This window comes from Streptomyces sp. BYX5S (assembly GCF_054724165.1).
The window spans coordinates 7,367,293-7,384,319 of sequence record NZ_CM138829.1; the positions used below are offsets into that span (position 1 = coordinate 7,367,293).

The 17,027-nt window shown below is 71.5% G+C and carries 19 protein-coding genes; 12 read left to right on the forward strand and 7 right to left on the reverse strand.

The window, feature by feature from the left end:
- Window positions 1-24: 24 nt before the first annotated feature.
- From ACYBSK_RS33135 to ACYBSK_RS33150, 4 genes are all read right to left on the reverse strand, one after another.
- On the reverse strand, window positions 25-690 hold the full coding sequence (locus ACYBSK_RS33135; RefSeq protein ID WP_460244306.1) for an MFS transporter: 666 nt from the start codon (window positions 688-690) through the stop codon (window positions 25-27).
- A gap of 133 nt (window positions 691-823) precedes the next feature.
- Window positions 824-1,390 carry a hypothetical protein gene (locus ACYBSK_RS33140; RefSeq protein ID WP_460244307.1) on the reverse strand — a complete coding sequence of 189 codons (567 nt, stop codon included), beginning with the start codon at window positions 1,388-1,390 and terminating at the stop codon, window positions 824-826.
- Between the two features lie 103 nt (window positions 1,391-1,493).
- A complete protein-coding gene (locus ACYBSK_RS33145; RefSeq protein ID WP_460244308.1) occupies window positions 1,494-1,997 on the reverse strand; it encodes a hypothetical protein in 504 nt (167 codons plus the stop codon).
- Window positions 1,998-2,109: 112 nt separating this feature from the next.
- Window positions 2,110-3,645, reverse strand: coding sequence for a beta-N-acetylhexosaminidase (locus ACYBSK_RS33150; RefSeq protein ID WP_460244309.1), 1,536 nt, complete (start codon window positions 3,643-3,645; stop codon window positions 2,110-2,112).
- Between the two features lie 400 nt (window positions 3,646-4,045).
- Between ACYBSK_RS33150 and ACYBSK_RS33155 the strand changes: the two genes are divergently transcribed.
- The 10 genes from ACYBSK_RS33155 to ACYBSK_RS33200 all read left to right on the forward strand — a co-directional run bounded on the left by ACYBSK_RS33155 (window position 4,046) and on the right by ACYBSK_RS33200 (window position 11,583).
- Entirely contained in the window at window positions 4,046-4,507 is a 462-nt protein-coding gene (locus ACYBSK_RS33155) for a 2-oxo-4-hydroxy-4-carboxy-5-ureidoimidazoline decarboxylase (RefSeq protein ID WP_460247149.1), read from the forward strand.
- Window positions 4,508-4,656: 149 nt separating this feature from the next.
- Entirely contained in the window at window positions 4,657-5,037 is a 381-nt protein-coding gene (gene sdhC, locus ACYBSK_RS33160) for a succinate dehydrogenase, cytochrome b556 subunit (protein WP_457480957.1), read from the forward strand.
- An 8-nt stretch (window positions 5,038-5,045) separates the two neighbouring features.
- On the forward strand, window positions 5,046-5,531 hold the full coding sequence (locus ACYBSK_RS33165; protein WP_457480958.1) for a succinate dehydrogenase hydrophobic membrane anchor subunit: 486 nt from the start codon (window positions 5,046-5,048) through the stop codon (window positions 5,529-5,531).
- A gap of 18 nt (window positions 5,532-5,549) precedes the next feature.
- Window positions 5,550-7,304 carry a succinate dehydrogenase flavoprotein subunit gene (gene sdhA, locus ACYBSK_RS33170; protein ID WP_457480959.1) on the forward strand — a complete coding sequence of 585 codons (1,755 nt, stop codon included), beginning with the start codon at window positions 5,550-5,552 and terminating at the stop codon, window positions 7,302-7,304.
- Entirely contained in the window at window positions 7,304-8,080 is a 777-nt protein-coding gene (locus tag ACYBSK_RS33175) for a succinate dehydrogenase iron-sulfur subunit (RefSeq protein WP_457480960.1), read from the forward strand. Before sdhA ends, ACYBSK_RS33175 begins: the two co-directional genes overlap by 1 nt.
- Before the next feature lie 92 nt (window positions 8,081-8,172).
- Window positions 8,173-8,574 (forward strand): VOC family protein, encoded by a 402-nt coding sequence (locus tag ACYBSK_RS33180; protein ID WP_460244310.1) that lies wholly within the window; start codon window positions 8,173-8,175, stop codon window positions 8,572-8,574.
- 113 nt (window positions 8,575-8,687) lie between these two features.
- A complete protein-coding gene (locus tag ACYBSK_RS33185; RefSeq protein ID WP_457480962.1) occupies window positions 8,688-9,095 on the forward strand; it encodes a hypothetical protein in 408 nt (135 codons plus the stop codon).
- Window positions 9,092-9,631: a thiol-disulfide oxidoreductase DCC family protein gene (locus ACYBSK_RS33190; protein ID WP_460244311.1), complete on the forward strand. Its 540-nt coding sequence runs from the start codon at window positions 9,092-9,094 to the stop codon at window positions 9,629-9,631. The genes ACYBSK_RS33185 and ACYBSK_RS33190 overlap by 4 nt, the downstream gene beginning before the upstream one ends.
- A 128-nt stretch (window positions 9,632-9,759) precedes the next feature.
- Complete coding sequence (locus ACYBSK_RS33195; protein WP_460247150.1) at window positions 9,760-10,398, forward strand: TetR family transcriptional regulator; 639 nt, start codon at window positions 9,760-9,762, stop codon at window positions 10,396-10,398.
- Between the two features lie 45 nt (window positions 10,399-10,443).
- Entirely contained in the window at window positions 10,444-11,583 is a 1,140-nt protein-coding gene (locus ACYBSK_RS33200) for a D-alanyl-D-alanine carboxypeptidase family protein (RefSeq protein WP_460244312.1), read from the forward strand.
- A 1-nt stretch (window position 11,584) separates the two neighbouring features.
- Here ACYBSK_RS33200 and ACYBSK_RS33205 read toward each other — a convergent pair whose 3' ends face one another.
- Both ACYBSK_RS33205 and ACYBSK_RS33210 read right to left on the reverse strand, forming a co-directional pair.
- Window positions 11,585-12,835 carry a metallophosphoesterase gene (locus ACYBSK_RS33205; RefSeq protein WP_460244313.1) on the reverse strand — a complete coding sequence of 417 codons (1,251 nt, stop codon included), beginning with the start codon at window positions 12,833-12,835 and terminating at the stop codon, window positions 11,585-11,587.
- Between the two features lie 12 nt (window positions 12,836-12,847).
- The gene (locus ACYBSK_RS33210; RefSeq protein ID WP_457480966.1) at window positions 12,848-13,090 is read right to left on the reverse strand and encodes an SCO4848 family membrane protein; all 243 of its coding nucleotides are present in this window, start codon (window positions 13,088-13,090) and stop codon (window positions 12,848-12,850) included.
- Window positions 13,091-13,199: 109 nt separating this feature from the next.
- Here ACYBSK_RS33210 and ACYBSK_RS33215 point away from each other — a divergent pair, with 109 nt between their 5' ends.
- Complete coding sequence (locus ACYBSK_RS33215; RefSeq protein WP_460244314.1) at window positions 13,200-14,441, forward strand: D-alanyl-D-alanine carboxypeptidase family protein; 1,242 nt, start codon at window positions 13,200-13,202, stop codon at window positions 14,439-14,441.
- A 23-nt stretch (window positions 14,442-14,464) separates the two neighbouring features.
- Here ACYBSK_RS33215 and ACYBSK_RS33220 read toward each other — a convergent pair whose 3' ends face one another.
- The gene (locus ACYBSK_RS33220) at window positions 14,465-15,415 is read right to left on the reverse strand and encodes a YihY/virulence factor BrkB family protein (protein ID WP_457480968.1); all 951 of its coding nucleotides are present in this window, start codon (window positions 15,413-15,415) and stop codon (window positions 14,465-14,467) included.
- Between the two features lie 208 nt (window positions 15,416-15,623).
- Between ACYBSK_RS33220 and ACYBSK_RS33225 the strand changes: the two genes are divergently transcribed.
- Window positions 15,624-17,024, forward strand: a complete 1,401-nt coding sequence (locus ACYBSK_RS33225; protein ID WP_460244315.1) for an FAD-binding protein — start codon at window positions 15,624-15,626, stop codon at window positions 17,022-17,024.
- The last annotated feature ends 3 nt before the right edge of the window (window positions 17,025-17,027 follow it).

A 17,027-nucleotide genomic window follows, 5' to 3' on the forward strand; every position in this document is an offset into this window, starting at 1 on the left:
GACGACGGAGGCCGTGGGGAACGCTCAGTTCTCCACGGCCTTCGCCGTGGCGGTCCCGCTCTCCGGCGCCGCCTCGCCCGGCCCCACGGGGCGCGGCGCGTTCACGACGACCGCCGCGACCACCGCCGCGAGCAGCACCGAGCCCACCGCCCACCACGTGGCGACGTTGAACCCGTGCACGGTGGCCCGAGCGGCCAGCTCCCGGCGGTCGGCGCCGGGCGTCGCGTGCGCGGTGAGGTAGCGGGCGGTGACGGTCGCCGCGATGGTGTTGAGCAGCGCCGTACCGATCGAACCGCCCACCTGCTGCGCCGTGTTGAAGGTGGCGGAGGCGGCGCCCGCGTCCTGCGGGGCGACGCTCCCGGTGGCCAGCGACACCGACGTCATCATCGCCGTCCCCATGCCGAGCCCGAGCAGCAGCATGCCGGGCAGCACGTGCGAGGCGTACGCGGGCTCGGTGCCCACCTGCGCGATGATCGCGAGCCCGCCCGCCCCGACGACGAGCCCCGGCACCATCAGGGTCCGCGGCGGAACCCGGTGCAGCAGCCGCGCCGCGACCTGCGTGGAACCCACCAGCGCAGGGGGTCGGGCGGCGGCCGGTTTGGACGCTGGTCTGCGGGGCGGGTTGCGGCCATGGGACTCGGCCTCCTCCATCGGCGGCTGCGCGCCCGCGTCGCGCGCATCGCCTCCCATGGTCCGCCCGTCCGCCCGTTTTGCACCGGCGCTTGCGCCGTCGCCCTCGCATGGGTTACTCACTACTTCCCCAGAGCTCGGACCCGACCGCAGGAGGGGGCGGCCGGGCCCGAGTTCCGGGTCCGACAGTCCGTCAGCCGTGCCCTCGCGCACGCCTGGAGACGACCGCGCGCAGCACCCTGCGGCCTTCCGTGGAGACGACGAGTGCCTGGCGCAGGCCGCCCGCGCCGCCACCGGCGAGCAGTTCCAGGATCTGGGTCTGGCGCCGCAGTTCGGCCGCGACCAGCGGCGACATCCCGTCGGTGCTGCCCTCGCGGCGCGCGCTCACCCCGCTCTCCGTGTCCCGGCCCGGGTCGAGCATCCGGTGCACCTGGAGCGCGGCCACCGAGCAGGCGTCCGCCCACTCCCGCCACGCGTCGGCCATCGCCCGCTCCGGTGCGGCGCCCAGCATCCGCCGCACCAGCTCGGCGGCCTCGCCCCCGCCGGTGGCGCCGCTCAGCGTGGCGCGCGCCGCCGCGAGCCGGGCGCCCCAGTCGGCGCCGTCCTCGGCGAGGCTCGCCCACAGCGGGCGCAGCACGTCCTCGTCGGGGGCGTCGGGCGCGCCGACGCCGAGCAGCGGCACGCACCGGTCGAGGCAGCCGAGCCCGCTCGTGGCGAGGCCCCGCTCGTCGGCCTGCGCGATCAGTTCCACCAGGCTCATGGCAGTAACGCTCCTCCGGACGCGGACGCGGCAGTTCCCCTTGAGTCTTACGGGACTTACTGCGTCCGCACCCCGCCGAACGTCACTGCGAGGAACGTCACAGTCACTCCACGCCGAGCCGGTCGAGGAAACGGAAGAACAGTTCCTCGGCCGACGGCTCGGCGTCCGCGCGCAGCACCTCGTCGAGCGGCGCCACCGGCACCTCGCGCCCGCACTCGGCGGCCCAGCCGACGGCCCGCTCGGCGGCATCGGCGGGCGGCAGGAAGTAGTCCTCAAGGAGGCGCTCGTCGCCGCCGATGTACCCGGCCATCGCGGTCCGCCCCAGACACGCCGTCCAGGCGCCGCTGCGCGGCCCGGCCGCCTCGACGACCGCGCAGACGGAGTCCATGACGTAGGCGAACAGGGCGGGCGCCCCGGTCTCCGCCGCCAGCGCGTTCATGCTGCCCACGTCCCGCGTCTGCTCGCCGCCGCCGGGGCACTCCCACACCTGCCAGCCGGCGGCCCGCTCCTCCAGGAGCGTCAGCTCCTCGCGCACCCCGCCGAGGGCCTCGCACGTGTCGAGCGGCCGCCCGCTTCTCGCGACCACGTAGTAGCCCCAGTAGCCCATGCCCGTTCCCCCGCCGTCCCGGTGTACGCCACACTTGTCGTCCCTGCGGCCGAATACACCACAGGGACAAGGGAGTTCGCCACCAGAACGACAGATCGCGACAAAAGGACGGTCAGCCGTCCAGCTTGTCGGCCAGGTCGGAGAACTCCGACCAGCTCAGTTCGGGCTCCGCCGGGTCCCACAGCTTCTGCACGGTCGCCCGCAGCGGCATCCGGATGCCCCGCGCGACCTGCGCCGGGGTCTGCGCCCCGGAGATGTCGCACCACACGGCGAACGAGCCGCCGAGGATCCGGTCGTCGTACTTCGCGGGCACCGGGCTCGTCCCGCGCAGCACGCGCGGCGTCCAGCTCTTGTAGATCCGCTCACCGGTCGGGTAGACGAAGGTGTTGGGCTGCCCGAGGACGTAGTACAGGTACTCGTCGTTGTAGTTGGTGAGCTTGCGGCCCTCGCCCAGGTACTCCAGGGGTTCGCGGGCGCCGATCTCCTTGCCGGTCCAGTACGCGACCTCGATGCCCTGGTCCGCGTCGACGACCCCGCCCTTGTAGAAGCCGTCGTTCCAGGCCTTCAGGTTCCGGTCGTAGGGCGCCATGGTCTTCGCCCGGTCGTTGAGCCAGCCCTGGGCCAGGTCCTGGACCTTGGCGTTCGCCCCGTACTTCTCGCGCGCCGCGGCGGCGAGCCGCGGGTAGGACGCCTCGGGGTTCTCGCTCATCAGCGCCCGGTACTCGTCGGCGCCCAGGTGCCAGTACGCGCCCTTGAACAGCTTGGCGTACTCCTTCAGCAGATCGTCGACGATCCTCGCGGCGCCCGGCTTCGAGATGTCGACGGCGCCGCGCGCCGCGACCCCGCTCGCGTCCCGCAGTTGCAGGTCGGGGTGGGCGGCGATGACGGCGCCGAGGTGCCCCGGCGAGTCGATCTCCGGCACGACCGTGATGTGCCGCTCGGCGGCGAGCTTCAGGATGTCCCTCACCTGCGCCTTGCTCAGGTGCTCGTCGGAGACGACCTCGGGGTGCGAGTCGGACGCGATGCGGAAGGACTGGTCGTCGGAGAAGTGCAGCCCCAGCTGGTTGTACTTGAGGTCCCCGATGTCCCGGATCCGGTCCTTGATCCAGTCGGCCGTGAAGTGCTTGCGGGCGATGTCGAGGTTGAAGCCGCGCTGCGCCTTCGCGGGCTCGTCCGCGGTGACGCCCTCCGGCGCGGTGCCGCCGTCGTGCACCTCCTGCTTGAGGGTGCGCGTCCCGTAGAACACGCCGGTGTCGCTCGGCCCGGTGATCCGCACGGTGCCCGCCTCGACGGCCATCCGGTACGACTCCGGGTTCGCCCCGCTCTTCCCGCCGAGCGCCAGCTCGATGTCACCGGGCCCCGCGCTGCCGCTGCCCGCGTAGTTCAGCCCCAGCTCGCCCGCGACGAGCCGGCCCTCCTCCGCCAGCCGCTCGTCCTTGACGACGACCTTGCCGCCGTCCGGCTTCCACCCCGGCCCGCGCGCAGGCGTGAAGTCCCGTACGGAAGGGATCGTCTGCGCGGGCTTCGACATCGGGTACGAGCGGGTGGGCGAGGGCGAGGAGGACGCCGCCGACTTCCCGTCGGAGGGCGAACCGCCCCCTCCCGAGCACCCCGCGACCAGGACGCTCCCGGCGGCCACGACCACCACTGCCCGCCACTCCTTCACCACGCGCACCTCGCAAAGCCCCGTTCCCGTATACGTACGCCGCCGACGCTATCGGCGCCCCGTCAGGGGCGCGGGGAACTGCGCGACGCAACCACGGCGAGTCCGCCACCCGCCAGGCAAACGGCACAACCCCACCACCCGGGCGCACCGTCACCCCACCCACCCGAAAACCTCCCGTCCGAGTGAAATTCGCGCATCCGTCGGACACTCCCGGCCATAAATCACTACCGTTACGGCACAACCACCACACCCGCCCCGCCGCCGGAGGCCTCCGCTGAGCCCCCTTCACACCCCCGGCCGTCTGCCGATACCGGTCCAGCCCACGGCGAACAGGGGCCTCGCACACTTCAACACGCTGTCGCAGGAGGGCGCCGAGCGCGCCCTGCGCGGCTGCTGCCGCAGCCATTCCTGGGCGCACCGCGTCGCCGCGCACCGCCCGTACCCGGACCTGGACGCCCTGCTGGCCGCGTCCGACGAGGCGGCGTACGACCTGACGCCCGCCGACATCGCCGAGGCCCTCGCAGGCGAGGAGCTCGCGCTGCCCGGGGCCGGCGCGTACGCCGCCGCGAGCACCGCGCTGACCGCGGCGCACGCCGCCTACCAGGCGCGTTTCGGGCACCCCTTCGTGATCTGCCTGGACGACGTCGCCGCCGACGAGAGCCTGGACCGCCTCCTCGACGGCCTGCGCACCCGCCTCGGCAACGATCCGGTGCACGAGCGCGACCTGGCCGCGGAGGAGCTGCGCCGCCTCGCCCGGGGCAGGCTCGCCCGCCTCACCCACCACGGGATCAGCCGGGAGCACGACCGGGAAACCGGCATCAATAGCCCGTACGTGCCTGTTTGATTGCCTGTTTGATCACACATAAGGCCCCCGTGCGGGTGTCCCGACAACTCGTCGATACGATGACGAGCGGCCGGTGGACCGTACCCGGCCGGGCTCGCCCGACACTGAAGCCGGCGCGGCCCTAGTCCCCGCTCCCGGAGGGTTCTTCCGTGCCGGCTGGAACGCTGTACCGCGGCCGGGAAGGCATGTGGTCGTGGGTGGCTCATCGAGTCACCGGTGTCCTCATTTTCTTCTTCCTGTTCGTGCACGTCCTGGACACCGCTCTCGTCCGCGTCTCCCCCGAGGCGTACGACGATGTCGTGGCTACCTATAAGACGCCGCTCGTCGCGCTTCTGGAATACGGCCTCGTGGCCGCGATCCTTTTCCACGCGCTCAACGGCCTGCGTGTGATCGCCGTCGACTTCTGGTCGAAGGGCCCGCGCTACCAGAAGCAGATGCTGTGGACCGTCATGGGCATCTGGATCGTCCTCATGGTCGGGGCCCTGTACCCCGTCCTCGGCCACGCCGTCCGCGCACTCTTCGGGAGCTGAGGCCAGACATGTCCGCTGACACCACCCCCGCTCAGTCCGGCGTCGGTCCCGTCGAGGGCGTCTCGCTCTACGACGTCGACAACCCGGCCCCCTACATCGAGCCGCCGCGCAAGCGCACCTCGAAGACCCCGCGCTCCACGCGCGGCAACTTCGAGATGATCGCCTGGCTGTTCATGCGCCTGTCGGGTGTCGTCCTCGTCGTCCTGGTCCTCGGCCACCTGCTGATCCAGCTCGTCCTCGACGGCGGCGTCTCCAAGATCGGCTTCGCGTTCGTCGCGGGCCGCTGGGCGTCCCCGTTCTGGCAGGGCTGGGACCTGCTGATGCTGTGGCTCGCGATGCTGCACGGCGCCAACGGCCTGCGTACCGTCATCAACGACTACGCCGAGCGCCCCACCACCCGCATGTGGCTGAAGGGCCTGCTGTACGCCGCGACGGTCTTCACCGTCCTCCTGGGCACGCTGGTGATCTTCACCTTCGACCCCAACATCCGTTAAGCCGAGGCGAGCGAAACCGTGAAGATTCACAAGTACGACACCGTCATCGTCGGCGCGGGCGGCGCCGGCATGCGCGCGGCCATCGAGTCGACGAAGCGCAGCCGCACCGCCGTGCTGACCAAGCTCTACCCCACCAGGTCCCACACGGGCGCCGCGCAGGGCGGCATGGCCGCCGCGCTCGCCAACGTGGAGGAGGACAACTGGGAGTGGCACACCTTCGACACGATCAAGGGCGGCGACTACCTGGTCGACCAGGACGCCGCCGAGATCCTGGCGAAGGAGGCCATCGACTCGGTCCTCGACCTGGAGAAGATGGGCCTGCCGTTCAACCGCACCCCGAACGGCACCATCGACCAGCGCCGCTTCGGCGGCCACTCCCGCAACCACGGTGAGGCGCCCGTCCGCCGGTCCTGCTACGCCGCGGACCGCACGGGCCACATGATCCTTCAGACGCTGTACCAGAACTGCGTGAAGGAGGGCGTCGAGTTCTTCAACGAGTTCTACGTCCTGGACCAGCTCATCGTCGAGGTGGACGGCGTCAAGAAGTCCGCCGGTGTCGTGGCCTACGAGCTCGCGACCGGTGAGATCCACGTCTTCCAGGCGAAGTCGGTCATCTACGCCTCCGGCGGCACCGGCAAGTTCTTCAAGGTGACGTCGAACGCGCACACCCTGACCGGCGACGGCCAGGCGGCGTGCTACCGGCGCGGGATCCCGCTGGAGGACATGGAGTTCTTCCAGTTCCACCCGACCGGCATCTGGCGCATGGGCATCCTGCTTACGGAGGGCGCCCGCGGTGAGGGCGGCATCCTCCGCAACAAGGACGGCGAGCGCTTCATGGAGAAGTACGCGCCGGTCATGAAGGACCTCGCGTCCCGTGACGTCGTGTCCCGCTCCATCTACACGGAGATCCGTGAGGGCCGCGGCTGCGGTCCCGAGGGCGACCACGTCTACCTCGACCTCACGCACCTCCCGCCGGAGCAGCTCGACGCGAAGCTCCCGGACATCACCGAGTTCGCGCGCACCTACCTCGGCATCGAGCCCTACACGGACCCGATCCCGATCCAGCCGACCGCGCACTACGCGATGGGCGGCATCCCGACCAACGTCGAGGGTGAGGTCCTCGCGGACAACACCACCGTCGTCCCGGGCCTGTACGCCGCCGGTGAGGTCGCCTGTGTCTCCGTGCACGGCGCCAACCGCCTCGGCACCAACTCGCTGCTCGACATCAACGTCTTCGGGCGTCGTGCGGGCATCGCGGCCGCCGAGTACGCGCACAAGACCGAGTTCGTCGAGCTGCCGGAGAACCCGGCCCAGCTGGTCGTGGACCTCGTCGAGCGCCTGCGCGACGCGACGGGCACCGAGCGCGTCTCGGTGATCCGCAACGAGCTCCAGGAGTGCATGGACGCCAACGTGATGGTGTTCCGCACCGAGCAGACGATCAAGACGGCCGTCGAGAAGATCGCCGAGCTGCGCGAGCGCTACAAGAACGTCTCGGTCCAGGACAAGGGCAAGCGGTTCAACACGGACCTCCTTGAGGCCATCGAGCTGGGCAACCTGCTCGACCTCGCCGAGGTCATGGCGACCTCCGCCCTCGCCCGCAAGGAGTCGCGCGGCGGTCACTACCGCGAGGACTTCCCGAACCGCGACGACGTCAACTTCATGCGCCACACCATGGCGTACCGCGAGGTCGGCGACGACGGCACCGAGTCCATCCGTCTCGACTACAAGCCGGTCGTCCAGACCCGCTACCAGCCGATGGAGCGTAAGTACTGATGGCTACTCCGACCATGGAAAAGGCGGACGCCGCGGGAGCCCCCGAGCCGGGCTTCGGCGACTCCCCCTACATCACGATCACGCTGCGCGTGCGGCGGTTCAACTCCGAGGTCTCCGACGAGGCCAGCTGGCAGGACTTCCAGCTGGAGATGGACCCCAAGGAGCGTGTCCTCGACGCCCTGCACAAGATCAAGTGGGAGCAGGACGGCACGCTGACGTTCCGCCGTTCCTGCGCGCACGGCATCTGCGGCTCCGACGCCATGCGGATCAACGGCAAGAACCGTCTGGCCTGCAAGACGCTGCTGAAGGACATCAACCCGGAGAAGCCCATCACGGTCGAGGCCATCAAGGGCCTCACGGTCCTCAAGGACCTCGTGGTGGACATGGAGCCGTTCTTCCAGGCGTACCGCGACGTCATGCCGTTCCTCGTCACGACGGGCAACGAGCCGACGCGTGAGCGCCACCAGTCCGACGAGGACCGGGCGCGCTTCGACGACACCACCAAGTGCATCCTGTGCGCCGCGTGCACGTCGTCCTGCCCGGTGTTCTGGAACGACGGCCAGTACTTCGGTCCTGCCGCCATCGTGAACGCCCACCGCTTCATCTTCGACTCGCGCGACGAGGCCGGGGAGCAGCGGCTGGAGATCCTCAACGACCGTGACGGTGTGTGGCGCTGCCGCACGACCTTCAACTGCACGGACGCCTGCCCGCGTGGCATCGAGGTCACCAAGGCGATCCAGGAAGTGAAGCGTGCGCTGATCACGCGCCGCTACTGAGTCCTGGCCGCAGAAGGCCCCGCGAATGCCCCGCTCCTTTTCCGGAGCGGGGCATTCGTCTGTTTTGGCCGCCTGATCGCTAATCTTCCGCTATGTCACAAGAGCTGGAGATCCTCGGGTTCGACAACGTCCTGTTCCCCGTCGGCGATCTGGCCGGGGCCGTCGCCTTCTACGAGCGCGTCGGGTTCCCCGTGAAGGCCCGCGTCGACGAGGCCGGGATCGCGCTTCTGGCGGCCGGCAAGGAGACGCCCGGACTGCTGCTGCGGGCCGAGGACGGCTTCGGCCACAGACCGCCCCCGTGGCCCGCAGCGCGCCTGTGGCTGGAGGTCCCCGACGCCCGCGCGACGGCCGACGCGCTGCGCGCCCGCGGCATCGACCTCCTCGACCCGCCGTACTCCACCTCCACCGGGTACGTCGTGGAGTTCGCCGACCCGTGGGGCAACGTCATCGGCTTCACGGACTACCTCAAAAGGCCCGAACTGGCCCGGAGTTGACCCTTCCGTTTGAGGCCCCCGTCACGTAGGACAACTCTCGCTTGAACATGTTCAAAAACAGGTCTACGTTCATGACCGTCAGCGTTTTTGAACGCGTTCAAGGAGGGTGGGGCATGGACCTCACAGTCGTCGCATACGTCGTCTACCTCGTCGTCAGCATCGGGCTGACCGTCTGGGTGGCCCGCACGCTGAGCCGCAACGGCCGGATCTTCCTCGCCGATGTGCTGCACGGCAACGAGAAGCTCGCCGACGCCGTCAACCACCTGCTGGTGGTGGGCTTCTACCTGGTCAACCTCGGCTTCGTCGCCCTGTACCTGAGCGGCGACGACGAACTCGCGACCACCCGCGAGGTGTTCGAGGCGCTCTCCACGAAGCTCGGCGTCGTCCTGCTGGTGCTCGGCGTGATGCACCTGGGCAACGTGTGGGTGCTCAACAAGATCCGGCGGCGCGGCGTCATGGAGCGCGAGCAGCAGCCGCCCGTCCCGCCGCAGGGCTGGGCCGCGCCGGTGAGCGGAGCGTGACACCGGTGGCGACGGCCGACAGCACGGCGGCCCGGGGTGCCACGGGGGTGGCCCCGGTCCGCCGGCTCACGGTCCTCTACGACGCCGAGTGCCCGCTGTGCACGTTCGTCCGCGGCTGGCTCGGCAGGCAGCGGCAGCTGGTCCCGCTGGAGTTCGTCCCGGCGGGCTCGCACGAGGCGCGGCGGCGCTACCCGGGCCTCGACCACGCCGCGACCCTCGCCGACATCACCGTGATCGGGGACGGCGGCCAGCTCTACCGGGGCCCCGCCGCCTGGATCGTGTGCATGTGGGCGCTGCGCGAGCACCGGGCCACCTCCCACCGGATGGCGACACCCGTCGGGATGCGGTTCGCCAAGCAGGTGGTCCTCGGCGCCGCCAAGTACCGCGAGTCGCAGCAGGGCCGGCGGGCCGGGGGCGGGGCGTACCGGCGCCAGGACGGCTGGACGTACGACCCGAACGGCGGCTGGTACCACGTGGCGCCCGGGACCGGTGGGGCACCGGCCGCCTGCGACAGCGGCTGCCGCGCCGCCGATTAGGCTCGGGGACCGTGGCAGCAGACGAACCCCCGAAGCAGGCCCCCCTGAACAAGGGCGCGGACAAGCCCGGCAGGCCCGACAAGCCCGCGAAGAGCGAGCAGACGCGGGCGCTCATCCTGGAGACCGCGATGCGGCTGTTCCGGGAGCGGGGCTACGACAGGACCACGATGCGGGCCATCGCCCAGGAGGCCGGGGTCTCGGTCGGCAACGCGTACTACTACTTCGGGGGCAAGGAACACCTGATCCAGGGGTTCTACGACCGGATCGCCGCGGAGCACCGAGCGGCGGTCCGGCCCGTGCTCGACACGGAGACCGATCTCCAGGCGCGGCTCGCGGGCGTGCTGCGGGTGTGGCTGGAGATCGCGGAGCCGTACCACGAGTTCGCGGCGCAGTTCTTCAAGAACGCGGCGGACCCGGACTCCCCGCTCAGCCCGTTCTCCGCCGAGTCGGAGCACGCCCGGGAGGCCGCGATCGACGTGCACCGGGAGGTGCTCGCCGGGTCCAAGAGCAAGGTGCCGGCCGAACTGGCGGAGATCCTGCCGGAGTTGATGTGGCTGTCCCAGATGGGCCTCGTCCTGTACTGGGTGTTCGACAGCTCCGAGGGGCGGGAGCGCAGTCGCCGGCTCGCCGAGCGCGGCGCCCGGCTCACGACGCGGGGCGTGGCGCTCGCGCGGTTCCGGGTGCTCCGGCCGCTCGTCCTGGAGGTGCACGAGCTGTTCATCGACTTCCTGCCGGGGATGACGCGCAACCTGGGGCGCCTGTCGTAGGGACCCGCTGGTCTTTACCTGCCTTTTGGCCTGTACGTTCACGGGATGCCCGGCACCACCTCAGCGTCCTCTCCACGGTTCAGCCGCCGTGCCGCCCTCGGTATCGGGGCCGGCGCGGCCGCGGCCCTCGCCCTGCCCGCGCCGTCCGCCTCAGCGGCCTCGGGCGTCCAGGTCCGGTACCGGGCCGGGGCTCCGAAGCTGCCGAAGCTCGCCGCGAAGTCCTGGCTCGTCGCCGACAACGACAGCGGCGAGGTGCTCGCCTCGTACCGGGCGCACCGCAGGCTGCCGCCCGCCTCGACGCTGAAGATGCTGTTCGCGGACACCGTGCTGCCGAAGTTCGACAGCGCGCTCAGGCACAAGGTGACGGCCGAGGACCTCGCCGACATCCCGTTCGGCTCCAGCCTCGTCGGCATCCAGGCCGGGACGACGTACAGCGTGCACCAGCTGTGGCAGGGCGTGTTCCTGCGCTCCGGGAACGACGCGGTGCACGTCCTCGCGAACATGAACGGCGGTGTCGCGAGGACCGTCGCGCAGATGCAGGCCCGCGCGAAGGACCTCCAGGCGAACGACACCCACGTCGTCAGCCCGGACGGCTTCGACCACAAGGGCCAGCTCTCCTCCGCGTACGACCTGACGCTGTTCGCCCGCGCCGGGCTGAAGAACGACGACTTCCGCGGCTACTGCGCCACCAGGGTCGCCGACTTCCCCGCGGGCGGCTCCAAGACGTTCCAGATCCAGAACACCGACCGCCTCCTCACCGGGCAGGGCGTCACCGCGTACGAGGGCCTCATCGGCGTCAAGAACGGCTACACCTCGCACGCGGGCAACACCTTCACCGGCGCCGCCACCCGCGAAGGCCGCACCCTGCTGGTCACGGTGATGCACCCGAAGTCCGGCTACGAGGCGGTGTACGAGGAGACGGCCGCGCTGCTCGACTGGGGCTTCGCTGCGGCAGGCAAGGTGCGCCCGGTGGGCAAGCTGGCCACGCCGCTGAGCGAGCGGCCGAGGACGGCGACGCGCGCGCCGCACGTGGCGGGCGCGGGCCCCGCCGCGAGCACCGCCACCGGCGCCCACGGCGACGACTGGGCGCTCGGCGGCTCCGCGGCCCTCGCCGCGCTCGCGGGCGGCGGCCTGCTGGCGCTGCGCCGCCGGGCGCGGCCGACGGGCCGACGCCGGAAGGGGTAGTTCACGCCTGCTTCGACGCCAGCTGCACCACGGTGATGTCGGAGGGCGCCCCCACCCGCACCGGCGGGCCCCAGGCGCCCGCGCCCCGGCTGACGTACAGCTGGGTGTCGCCGTACCGGTCGAGCCCGGCGAGCGTCGGATTGGCCGCGCCCGCGACGAAGTTGCCCGGCCACAGCTGGCCGCCGTGGGTGTGCCCGGACAGCTGGAGGTCGACACCGTGCTTCACGGCCTCGTGGATCATCACGGGCTGGTGGGCGAGGAGGACGGCGGCGCGGGAGGTGTCGCGGTCGCCGAGCGCCTTGGCGTAGTCGGGCCCGTCGCCGTAGTTCTCCCCGGTGACGTCGTTGACGCCCGCCAGGTCGAAGGCGCCGATGTCGACGCGCGCGTTCTCCAGCGGCCGCAGCCCGAGTTCGCGCACGTGCTCCACCCACGGCTCGGCGCCGGAGAAGTACTCGTGGTTGCCGGTGACGAAGTACGTGCCGTGCCGCGCACTCAGCCGCGCGAGCGGCGCGACGGCGGGGGCGAGGTGCTCCACGCTCCCGTCGACGAGGTCGCCGACGACCGCGATCAGGTCGGGCTGGGTGGCGTTGATGGTGTCGACGACGCGGTCGGCGAAGCCCCGGCCGAGCACGGGCCCGAGGTGGACGTCGCTGACCACGGCGATCCTGAACCCGTGGGCGGCGCGCGGGAGTTTGGCGAGCGGCACGGTGACCCGTTTGACCGTCGGCCCGTTCAGCACGCCGTACGCGCCGGTGCCCACGATCCCCGCGGCCGCCACGGTCGCGGCGGCGCCGACGGTCCGGGCGAGCACGAGCCGCCGGGTGGGCGCGGCGGCGGGCGCGGGCGCGAGCCCCTGAACCGGTTCCAGTTCCCGCAGTTCGGGCACCGGCACCCGCACCGGCGCCTCCTGCGCGGCGACGGCGTGCGGCTCCTTGCGCTCCAGGAAGCGCCGCAGCAGCGGCCGTACGACCTCCCCCACGAGCAGCGCGAGCAGCAGGTACAGCGCGAACGCCATCCACAGGAACCCCGGCCAGGCCAGCACCTGTTGGAGCGCGAACGGCGCCCCGCCGCGCTCCGCGGCCAGCGCCGCGAACATCAGCACGGGCCCGGCCACGAACACCGCGGTCCCGAGCCGCCTGCCCCAGCCGCCCTTGGCGGTCGTGTCGCGCACGACGCGGCGCCACGCGTAGTAGTGCAACCCTGCGAACGCCGCGAGGACGACAGCGGCGACCAGTACGAAGACGACGACCATCTGCCCGGTCGCCTATGAAGTCCGACGCAGTACGCGGACGGAACGCAACCCGATGCCCCCGACAACCGTCCCCAATACGAAGGAGACGACGGCGAGCGTCAGGTGGACCCAGAAGTACGCGGTCGGATCCCCGGCGTCGTCGAAGGCGAGGCCGCTGCCGTCCTTGACGAGGTTTTTGACGAAAGTGATCCAGATGACCCAGCTCCACACCCCGAAGGCGAGCAGGAACCAGGACACGGGGCGGCTGAGCTTCATGCCCTCAGTATCGCCGCGCGGACTCGCGCACCGCCGCCGGGGTGGGTCGAACCGGACACAGGACGCAGCGGTGGAGACTTACGGGTCGGGTGCAGGTACGTTCACCAGCGTGTCCGACTCCCACGCCGCGCGGCTGACGCCGCACTTCAAGAGGGCCGCCGTGTTGTGCGCCGCCTCCGTCCTGTCGTTCGCCGCCGCGGTTCCGGCGCTCGCCGCGGACAAGACCGACGCGGACAAGAACGACAAACCGCCCGCGTCGATGTCCACCGTGGGCGGCGCGCGACTGGGCAAGGCCGGTACGCAGGTCGACCTTCAGGGCGACGCTCCCGTGCTGCCGAAGGACGTGACGGCGAAGTCGTGGATCGTCGCGGACGCCGAGTCGGGCGAGGTGCTCGCCGCGCACAACGCGCACTGGCGGCTGCCGCCCGCCTCGACGCTGAAGATGCTGTTCGCGGACACCGTGCTCCCCAAGTTCCCGAAGACGACGACGCACAAGGTGGTGCCGTCGGACCTGGCGGGGATGGGCGCCGGGTCCAGCCTCGTCGGCGTCAAGGAGGGCTTCACGTACTCCGTGCACGACCTGTGGCTGGGCGTCTTCCTGCGGTCCGGCAACGACGCCGTGCACGTGCTGTCCGCGATGAACCAGGGCGTCGCGCAGACGGTCGAGGACATGCAGGCGCACGCCGAGGACCTCCAGGCCGGTGACACCCACGTCGTCAGCCCGGACGGCTACGACATGCCGGGGCAGTACTCGTCCGCGTACGACCTGACGCTGTTCGCCCGCTCGGGGCTCCAGAAGAAGGACTTCCGGGAGTACGCCGCGACGCCCGACGCGAAGTTCCCCATGAAGCAGAAGAAGGGGAAGACGACCGAGCGCTTCGAGATCCAGAACACCAACCGGCTGCTCACCGGCGACGTGGGCCTGCCCGCGTACAAGGGCATCGCGGGCGTGAAGAACGGCAACACGACCAACGCGGGCGCCACGTTCACCGGCGTCGCCGAGCGCGGCGACCGGGTGCTGCTCGTCACCGTGATGAACCCGAAGGCCAAGGAGAGCCAGGCCGTCTACAAGGAGACCGCGCGGCTCCTCGACTGGGGCTTCGCGGCCGACGGCAAGGTCTCCCCCGTCGGGCACCTCGTCCAGCCGAAGAGCAAGACACCGGCGGGCGCGGCGTCCACGGCCCCCGGCGACTCCGGCCCCGCCAAACCCGCCGCGCACGCCGCGGTCACCTCCGGCGGGTCCAGCGGCGTCGGGATCGCGCTCGCCGTCATGGGCGGGGTGCTCGTGGTGCTCGCGGGCGCGATGTTCGTGGTGCGCAAGAAGTGGCCCCTGCGGACCGGCAAGGGGTGAGCGGCAGGAGGTGAGAGGCCGGGTCAGGCCCCCGGCGCGGGGGTCTCGCCGCGCTCGGCCTTCTCCTCCTCACGCTCGGCCTTCTCCTCCTCGATCTCGGCCCGCTCCTCCTCCGCCCTGCGCAGCCCCTTGCGGCCCGTCGCGGTCCACGCGGCGCAGAACAGCAGCAGTTTCGCCGTGAAGTTGATCCAGATGAGCAGCGCCACGGGCGTGCCGAACGCGCCGTACATGCTCTTCGCCGCCACGTCCTTCATATAGCCGCTGAGCAGCACCTTCAGCAGCTCGAAGCCCGCCGCCCCCATCAGCGCCGCGGTGACCAGGTCCCGGCGTCCCGGCTGCACGCCGGGCAGCAGGGCCAGTACGTACATCAGGATCAGGAAGTCCGCGAGGACGGCGATCCCGAAGGCGGCGATCTGGAGCAGCAGCCCGCCCCAGCCGCCCTTGTCGATGCCGATCTGGTCGGCCGTCCAGTCGACGGCGGTGGAGGCCAGGGCCGAGGCGCCGAGCGACACCATGCCGGCGAGACCGAGCCCGACGAGGATCCCGGCGTCCTTCAGCTTGCGCATGACCGGGTTCTCTTCGGGGTCGGGCAGCTCCCACACGTCCCGCAGGCACTGCCGCATCGAGCCGACCCAGCCGACACCGGTGAACAGCAGCAGCGCACCGGCGACGAGCCCGATGGTGCCCGCGTTGTCGACGAGCGAGCCGATGTCCAACTGCTCGGAGATGCCCGGCACTTGGTCGCTGAGCGTGTCCTCCAGCTTCTTCTGCTGGTCCGGCCCCATCGTGCCGGCGGCGATCGCCGCGGCCACGGTGAGCAGGGGGAACAGCGCGAGGAAGCTGATGAACGTCATCGCCGCGGCCAGCTGTGACCAGCGGACCTCGTCGAGGCGCTCGTAGGCGTGCCAGGCGTGCGTCCGCATCAGCCGGGCGAACAGCGGCCCGACGACGGGGAGTTTCTTCAGCCAATCCATGATCCCAGCCTGCCTTCGTCGTAGGGCTCCGGGCGAAGGCGACGCGCGCGGAAGACCACGGTTCGCTTTCCCCGGAACGCTGCGAGCACGCCCGCCGTGTTCACGGCGGGACCCCCGCGCGGTACCGAAGCCTGTCAATCATCCGTTTCGGTGATGGAGCGGTACGTTTACGGCATACTTCGCACCTTCGGGCGATACGGTCGAGGCCATGGTTGCCGACCCCTTCACGGACACCGCCCCTCCCGGCTCCGTCCCCGCGCCGTCCGTACCGGTCAGCGGCTGGGGTCGCACCGCCCCCACCGCGGCCCGCATGGTCCGCCCCCGCTCCTACGAGGAGACGGTCGCCGCCGTCCGGGACTGCGCCGCGCCGGGGCGCCGGGGCGGCATCCCGCGCGGACTCGGCCGGGCCCACGGGGACGCGGCGCAGAACGCGGGCGGGGCCGTCCTCGACATGACCGGGCTCGACCGGATCCACGCCATCGACGCCGCGTCCGGCACGGTGCTGTGCGACGCGGGTGTCTCGCTGCACCGCCTGATGGAGGTGCTGCTGCCGCTCGGCTGGTTCGTGCCGGTCGTGCCGGGGACGCGCCACATCACGGTCGGCGGGGCGATCGGCGCCGACGTCCACGGCAGCGACCACCACGTCCGCGGCTCCTTCGCCCGCCACGTCCCCGCCTTCGAACTCCTCACCGCCGACGGGCAGGTGCGGCTCGTGGAGCGCGGCAGCGAACTGTTCGACGCGACGGCGGGCGGCATGGGCCTGACCGGGGTCGTCCTGACCGCGACGGTCCAACTCCAGGGCGTACAGACGTCGTTGATGTCGGTCGACACCGAGCGGGCCACCGACCTCGACGACCTGATGGCCCGGCTGACCGCCACCGACGACCGGTACCCCTACTCGGCCGCCCGGATCGACCTCCTCGCGCGCGGCCCCGCGACGGGACGTGCGGTGCTCACGCGCGCCGAGCACGCCCCGCTCGACGCGCTGCCCGCGCGCGCCCGCAGGGCCCCGCTCGCCTTCCGTCCGGGCCGCCTGCCCGCGCCGCCCTCGTTCCTGCCGGACGGGCTCCTCGGCCGCACGAGCGCCGGCCTGTTCAACGAGCTCCGGTACCGCCTGGCGCCCCGGCACCGCACCGGCGAACTCCAGAGGCTCGCCACGTTCCTCCACCCCCTCGACGGCGTCCCGCACTGGAACCGCGTGTACGGGCGCGGCGGCTTCGTGCGGTACCAGTTCGCCGTCGGGTACGGCGAGGAGGAGGCGCTGCACCGCATCGTCCGCCGGATCTCCGCGCGCCGCTGCCCGTCCTTCCTCGCCGTGCTCAAGCGCTTCGGCGCGGGCGACCCGGGCTGGCTGTCGTTCCCGATGCCGGGGTGGACGCTGGCGCTGGACATCCCGGCGAACCTGCCCGGACTCGGCGCGTTCCTCGACGCGTTGGACGAGGAGGTGGCCGCCGCCGGCGGGCGCGTCCACCTCGCCGAGGACTCCCGGCTGCGCCCCGAGCTGCTCGCCGCCATGTACCCGCGCCTCGACGACTTCCGCGCGCTGCGGGCGCACTGGGACCCGCGGGGCGTCTTCCGCTCGGACCTGTCGCGCCGCCTCGGCCTGTGACCC